This is a genomic window from Rufibacter ruber (assembly GCF_014138425.1).
In the GTDB taxonomy this organism is placed as follows: domain Bacteria; phylum Bacteroidota; class Bacteroidia; order Cytophagales; family Hymenobacteraceae; genus Nibribacter; species Nibribacter ruber_C.
Genome location: NZ_JACJIQ010000036.1, coordinates 1 through 5993 on the forward strand (window position 1 = coordinate 1; position 5993 = coordinate 5993).

The 5993-nt window shown below is 39.2% G+C and carries 5 protein-coding genes; all 5 read right to left on the reverse strand.

The window, feature by feature from the left end; all coding sequences use genetic code 11:
* Positions 1-1804: 1804 nt before the first annotated feature.
* Positions 1805-2230, reverse strand: coding sequence for a hypothetical protein (locus tag FHS90_RS22055; RefSeq protein WP_182514607.1), 426 nt, complete (start codon positions 2228-2230; stop codon positions 1805-1807).
* A gap of 556 nt (positions 2231-2786) precedes the next feature.
* The gene (locus FHS90_RS22060; protein ID WP_182514608.1) at positions 2787-3239 is read right to left on the reverse strand and encodes a hypothetical protein; all 453 of its coding nucleotides are present in this window, start codon (positions 3237-3239) and stop codon (positions 2787-2789) included.
* A gap of 540 nt (positions 3240-3779) precedes the next feature.
* A complete protein-coding gene (locus tag FHS90_RS22065) occupies positions 3780-4532 on the reverse strand; it encodes a hypothetical protein (RefSeq protein WP_182514609.1) in 753 nt (250 codons plus the stop codon).
* Positions 4533-4644: 112 nt separating this feature from the next.
* Entirely contained in the window at positions 4645-5157 is a 513-nt protein-coding gene (locus tag FHS90_RS22070; RefSeq protein ID WP_182514610.1) for a hypothetical protein, read from the reverse strand.
* A 155-nt stretch (positions 5158-5312) separates the two neighbouring features.
* On the reverse strand, positions 5313-5873 hold the full coding sequence (locus FHS90_RS22075) for a Riean_0653 family protein (protein ID WP_153042866.1): 561 nt from the start codon (positions 5871-5873) through the stop codon (positions 5313-5315).
* Positions 5874-5993 lie beyond the last annotated feature (120 nt).

The window sequence follows — 5993 nt, forward strand, 5'->3', positions numbered from 1 at the left end:
CTGAGGCAATCTAACTTTTCTGATTTCTTCTTCCTTAAGTCGCTGATTTTTTAGGAGCGGCCTCAGATTTTTAATTTATCAATTGCGGGTAACGGCCTCGTGTAAAAAGTGTGCAAGGCCGTCGGCCGACGCATAATTTTTACACAATGTTGGCACACGTTTTTCTTTTTACACTTTAATACTTTGGATTCATTTGTGAGTAATCGGTATATAATTTAGAAGAAAGTCCCGTGTTCCAAAAAGTGGAATTAGGCTTGAAATCAGTAAAGGGCAGATACACAGATAGAAAGTGCCTGTCGTCACTTGCCTCACAATGGCACAATTTAGCTGTAAACGGCGTGGCATAAATAGTGACCTTTTCCTTGAAGCCGTTTTGGAAGTCCTTTTTTATTGTCTGTATCCTCTTTCCATTATTCTTGAGAAAATCTCTAAACTCTTTCTGCTTATTCTCAAATTCCTTAGTGAATTCAAGTCTAGAGCTTGTATTGAAAGTATAGAATGAAGATGCTTTGCCAAGGCAACAGTCGTCATAAGAGTTGCTTGAGTAAAAGAGATTCAGGAAGAGAGGGTAGAAATCAAACTTAAGGTCGTCGTTCACTTTATTTGATTCTGCTACCCAATAATAAATATCCCTTGGATGAAGGTCATCATTCCGCTGAATATCGATAATCAGAGCAATATATTCCTTATCGGCAACACTTTGGGCTTGCCCGAAAATGCCTGTAAGGCAGATTAGAATAGTTGCAAGTAGCTTTTTTATAATTTTTATATTTTAAATGTGTGCCAACGGTCTCGTGTAAAAGACGGCGAAGGCCGTCGGCCGAGATGACTTTTACACAATGTTGGGTGACGTTGTTTTTCTTGCGCCGCCTACTGATTTATTATTTTCTGTTTTTGGCCTGTTTTTCGGAAAATAGCCCGATAACAGCTTGCCGAGCGAATCCTGCTTTTGCTTCTCTTACTTTTCTGGTCGTCCGTTTTTGGCTTCATTTCGGAAAACGAGGCCGAAAACGCATTTAAAAATTCGGATTGCGCACATTGCTGATAAATTCTTTTGCACGCATTTTGCGTCAATTCCTCTTCTGCAAATCTTGCCACTTTCCCAGGTCAAAGTCGGGCGGCGTTCCCTGACTTTTTCTAAGCTAACTTAATTCTTCTGCTGATATATTTCCGCTTGTCTTGCTGATTTTTTTTGTCGGGATTGCTGATTTTTTATGCTGGCCGACGCAAGAACCTATGTTTACAATGACACCCAACGGTTAGGCTAAACGGCGGCGATGGCCGTCGGCCGATGCTGGCGTTTAGCTGTTGTTATGTGCAGTTGTTTTCTTTGACGAAGCTGCTGTTTTTTCTTTTCTGTTTTTACCCTGTTTTTGGAAAAACAAGCCTAAAACGCAAAACGAAGTGTTTGCCAAATTCTTTATCCGCCCTGTTTTTGACCAATTTTCTAAAAATCAGGCACAAAACGCATTTTGAGTCGTCGCATTGCAAGCATTTTTCGTCCATCTTTGCTCAAACACCAGGTCAATTCCTCTTCTGCGACTTTTGCTACTTCTGCAAAATTTGTCGGTCAAAGTCGGGCTACTGTTGCTTTCTTTTGCTAAGGTAATCTAAAACTTTTGCTGGACTTTTTCGGTGGTTTAGCTCCAGAATTTTCAATCAACTTTTTGTTTTGACTTTTTTTGAATCGCTGAATGGCCAGCTACGAACTATATTCACAATTGCACATAACGTCTAGTATAAACGACGGGCGAGGCCGTCGGCCGAAGGCTGACGTTTATGCCTTGTTAGCCAAAGTTCTTTTTTAGTTTTTTCTCTTAAATACAATGAACTGATTCAATACAGGGCCAAAGTAGTTTTTGTCGAGCGATATTGTTCTAATGTCCAGTTCTATTCTGTCTTTTATTGGGTCGTCCCATTGTCCGTCCCAGCAACAGTATAATTCTAAATCTTCTTTTTCAGTCCGCTTATTTATGAATTCCAGTAGCCTTGTCGGTGACTTTTTGTTGTCCTGCTCTTCGGGGTTGTCAAATTCTTCTGAGTCGAACACTAACCCGCAAGAGCAATTTGTGTCTGAACCGACATAATACAGGAACGGGTTTTTAAACTTTGGTCGAATACCTTTTTCTTTCTCTTCTGAAAGCTCTTCAAAATAGATATCCGTTTCATTGGGTACAAATTTCCCAACCTCTTGCTTTTCAGTCGTGCCTATGTAAACGGAATAACACATCTATTTTATTTCTATGAATTTTGGCTAACGGTCTCGTGTAAAAGACGGCGAAGGCCGTCGGCCGAGATGACTTTTACACAATGTTGGGTGACGTTGTTTTTCTTGCGCCGCCCACTGATTTATTATTTTCTGTTTTTGGCCTGTTTTCAGTAAAATAGTCCGAAAACATCTTGCCGAGCGAATCTTGCTTTAGCTTCTCTTACTTTTTCTGGTCGTCCGTTTTTGGCTTCATTTCGGAAAACGAGGCCGAAAACGCATTTAAGAAATCGGGCTGCACGCATTCCTGATAATTTCTTTTTGCTCAAACGCAGCGTCAATTCCTCTTTTGCAACATCTGCTGGTCAAAGTCGGCTGGCGTTCATTTCTTTTGTTAGAGTAATCTATTCTTATGCTGAATTACTTTAGCGATTCTTGCTGATTCTTTTGTCGGCATAGCTGATTTTTTTGCTTGCCGCCGCTAGAACTCATGTTTACAATGACACCCAACGGCTAGTATAAACAACGTGCTAGGCCGTCGGCCTAGCATGGTGTTTATATAATGTTGTACATAGTTTTTCTATTTCCAGCCTGGCCCTATTTGATAATCTTCTATATCGTCTTCTTCTGGATTAAATGGTTTTGGTGGAACATATTCTTCATTTAAGCTTTCTTCGTACATTTTATAAAGTTGATTAATCAAAAAGCCAATACCATCTTCCTTGTCGGGTTCTTTCTCCATTGCCCTTCTAGCACCTTCCCAAAAAATCTGCTGATATTCTTCCTTCATTAATCTTGTGTCAAGTATCCGTGTAACCATTTCGCTTTCAGGTGTAGCTTTAATAAAGCTCCAACCACATTCTATATCTCCTCTATCTTCATCTGGTAGCAAAGACTCTATCCATGCTTTTAATTCTCCTTCTTTACCATCTTCACATAATTCAAGCATTATTCTTTCAAGAACCCAATCATATCTTGACCACCTAGCATACCAGCTTTCTCCATTTCTAAATTTAATAAAACCTGAGGCCATATATATTTTAAATTATGTACAACGGCTTGGCTAAACGACGGCGAAGGCCGTCGGCCGAGATGACGTTTAGCTCTTGTTAGCCAAAGTTTTTCTTTTGTGGTGAACGCACGGCTTTTTCTGTTTTTGGCCTGATTTTCAAAAAGGAGACCGAAAACAGCTTGCCGAGCGCAATTCATTCTTTTACAGTCCGCGTGTTTTTGGCTTAATTTCTGAAAAACAGGCCGAAAACGCATTCCGAAAGTCGGACTGCACGCGTTGCTGATAAATTCTTTTTGCGCAAACGCAACGTCAATTCCACTTTTGCGGCTTCTGCTACGTTTGCAGGTCAAAGTCGGGCGGCGCTTACTTTCATTTGCAAAGGTAATTTAAGCTTTTGCTGATTCTTTATTTTCCCGCTTTTGCTACTCTAGCCGATAATTTTTTCTGCAAGTCTGAAAGAGCAGTTCTTCATTTTTTAAATTTTGGCTAACGGTCTAGTGCATGAGGCGTGCAAGGCCGTCGGCCGAAGCATGGCTTATGCACAATGTTGGCAAAAGTTTTTTATTTCCTAAATATCTTGACCACTACACCAAAAATAATTTTTGTATCTCGACCAACTTCAGATGAATCTAATTCTTGTAAGTCTTCTTCTGATAAATCAGAATAATCATTTGTCGATTTTATTGTAAAAACCTTGTCAAAAATCTCAAAATGGGTTGAATTAAAATTTATTTTTTGTGATATTTCAGAAGTAAGTTCAGTAATAAATTTGTTTTTTGCTTTCATCAAGCTGTCTGCTTTAGATAAACGGACATTTCCACCAAGTTTCTTTACAAAAATTGAGTAACAACTTTCAATTGAATTTTCAAAGTCTTGTAATTGATTTTCCATAGATTCTACAAGTCTATCGATATCTTCAATTACTAATTCCGTGGTGGGATTAATTCCTTTTAATTCAATTCCATGTTTACTCGCGAAATGACTGTAATATGTTTGGTCTGCAAGTGTTAATCCAATATCTATTCTTCCTGGTCGTGTTGGGCCTTTCACAATTGGTCGAGATATTGTTTTATTATTGAACAATCCGTCTCCTATTTCCTTATAAGGAAAAAAAGCGTTTTTAAAGAATAGGTCTGCATCATACTCAAGGTTTATTACATAAGCCCCATTTTTATAATCCAAAAGGTTTTGTGCAGTTGTTACCGTTAAAAGATATTCTATAATGCTTGAAGTTACATCGTTGGTATAAGCTTGATTGAATCTTTCATTCAGGAAATAACCTTCCCTTAATCCGTTAAATAAATTGTCTAACATAATTCTTGTCTGTTGTAAGTGTCTAAAATTTTTGCCAACGGACTAGTATAAACGACGGCCGAGGCCGTCGGCCGTAGGCTGGCGTTTATGCGTTGTTGGCGGACGGTCTTTTTTATGCTTGTACTACGTCTTTCTCTTTTTCTACAACTTTATTGATTCTTGGCTGTAGTACCCAGATTCCCAATGGCAGAAAAAGTATTAGTATGAAGTCGCTGAAGTAGTCACCAAGGCTTACTTCCTTTTTCATCTCAACAGACTTCAACACTTTGGCTGGAAATGCTTGATAATAGAGAAAGGCAAAAAATACGTAGAAGAAAGGAAGTGCAGCGAGGCCGGTTAAAGTCATTCCCTGTCCGTCCGACAATATCATCAAGGTTAGATAACCTCCAATCCAGACAAAGAAATTTATTTGGAAAAAGGTATTGTTTACCTCAACCTTCCTTGGTAAAAAGTCCTGCAAGAAGTATCCTATAACAAACGGGTAAATGAAATAAATCAGGATTCCAATCAAATTTATTATCATGGAAGTCGTCGGGTCGCCCTCTAGGGTCGTGTTTGATAGAGCCATTCCGACCAACAGAATGATGAAGATTTGCCAATTCTTTGCCCTTAATAGTATTTCCATTTTAATGAATATTATTCTATGACTGACCGCCAACGGTCTCGTGCATGAGGCGTGCAAGGCCGTCGGCCGTAGCATGGCTTATGCACAATGTTGGCAATAGTTATTTTTATTTACATATCAGGTTTCTAAAGAATTAACTCTTCAACATATGCTAATTAGCGATATTTCACATCGAATCGTCCATCGGATATTTTAACCGTCTCACCTGACCCATCCAGATTTTCTGCTGTAAACTCAAAAGTACCTGATACTATATAATTGATGGTGTCAAACCTGGTGACGTTTATTGAACCCTTATAATTAGTGTTAGTCACATAATTTTTCGTATCCATTCTGTTGTCTCGGTTCTGATAGTAGCCATAGTTCTTAGTTGGATAGTTCCCTGGGTAAAGGTTGGAATTTACCTCAAATGTCTGCCTTCCTGTGCTTTTCAAATCTTCAATGGCTAATTGTATACTGCTATTTTCATCATCGTTGACCCGCCTAGCCCAAAGCACAAAGTAACGATTAGGTTTTTCGTAATATCCAGAGGTTACTGAGAATTTTTCACCGTTTACGAAAAGGGATTTGATTTCCGATATCCAAGGTTTTCCATTGACCTTGCAGGCAATCATATTAGCCCCACTTTGTGTTGGTTTAGGCAAATCTTCCTCTGTGCAGCTACAAAGCACTAGGATTAAAAACAACAAAACTGGAATCAGGTAAAATCTTTTCATAACAATTTTATATTTAATTATTGCCAACGGCCTCGTGTAAAAGGTCGGCTGGGAGACTGAAACGCAGTTTCACGTCGGACGGCTGACCGGTTGCAGGCAGAGATGGAACGTCGGCCGCGA

Coding starts and splice junctions, on each gene's coding strand:
- FHS90_RS22055 (WP_182514607.1), bottom strand. CDS start 2,230: ATGTGTTATTCCGTTTACATAGGCACGACTGAAAAGCAAGAGGTTGGG.
- FHS90_RS22060 (WP_182514608.1), bottom strand. CDS start 3,239: ATGGCCTCAGGTTTTATTAAATTTAGAAATGGAGAAAGCTGGTATGCT.
- FHS90_RS22065 (WP_182514609.1), bottom strand. CDS start 4,532: ATGTTAGACAATTTATTTAACGGATTAAGGGAAGGTTATTTCCTGAAT.
- FHS90_RS22070 (WP_182514610.1), bottom strand. CDS start 5,157: ATGGAAATACTATTAAGGGCAAAGAATTGGCAAATCTTCATCATTCTG.
- FHS90_RS22075 (WP_153042866.1), bottom strand. CDS start 5,873: ATGAAAAGATTTTACCTGATTCCAGTTTTGTTGTTTTTAATCCTAGTG.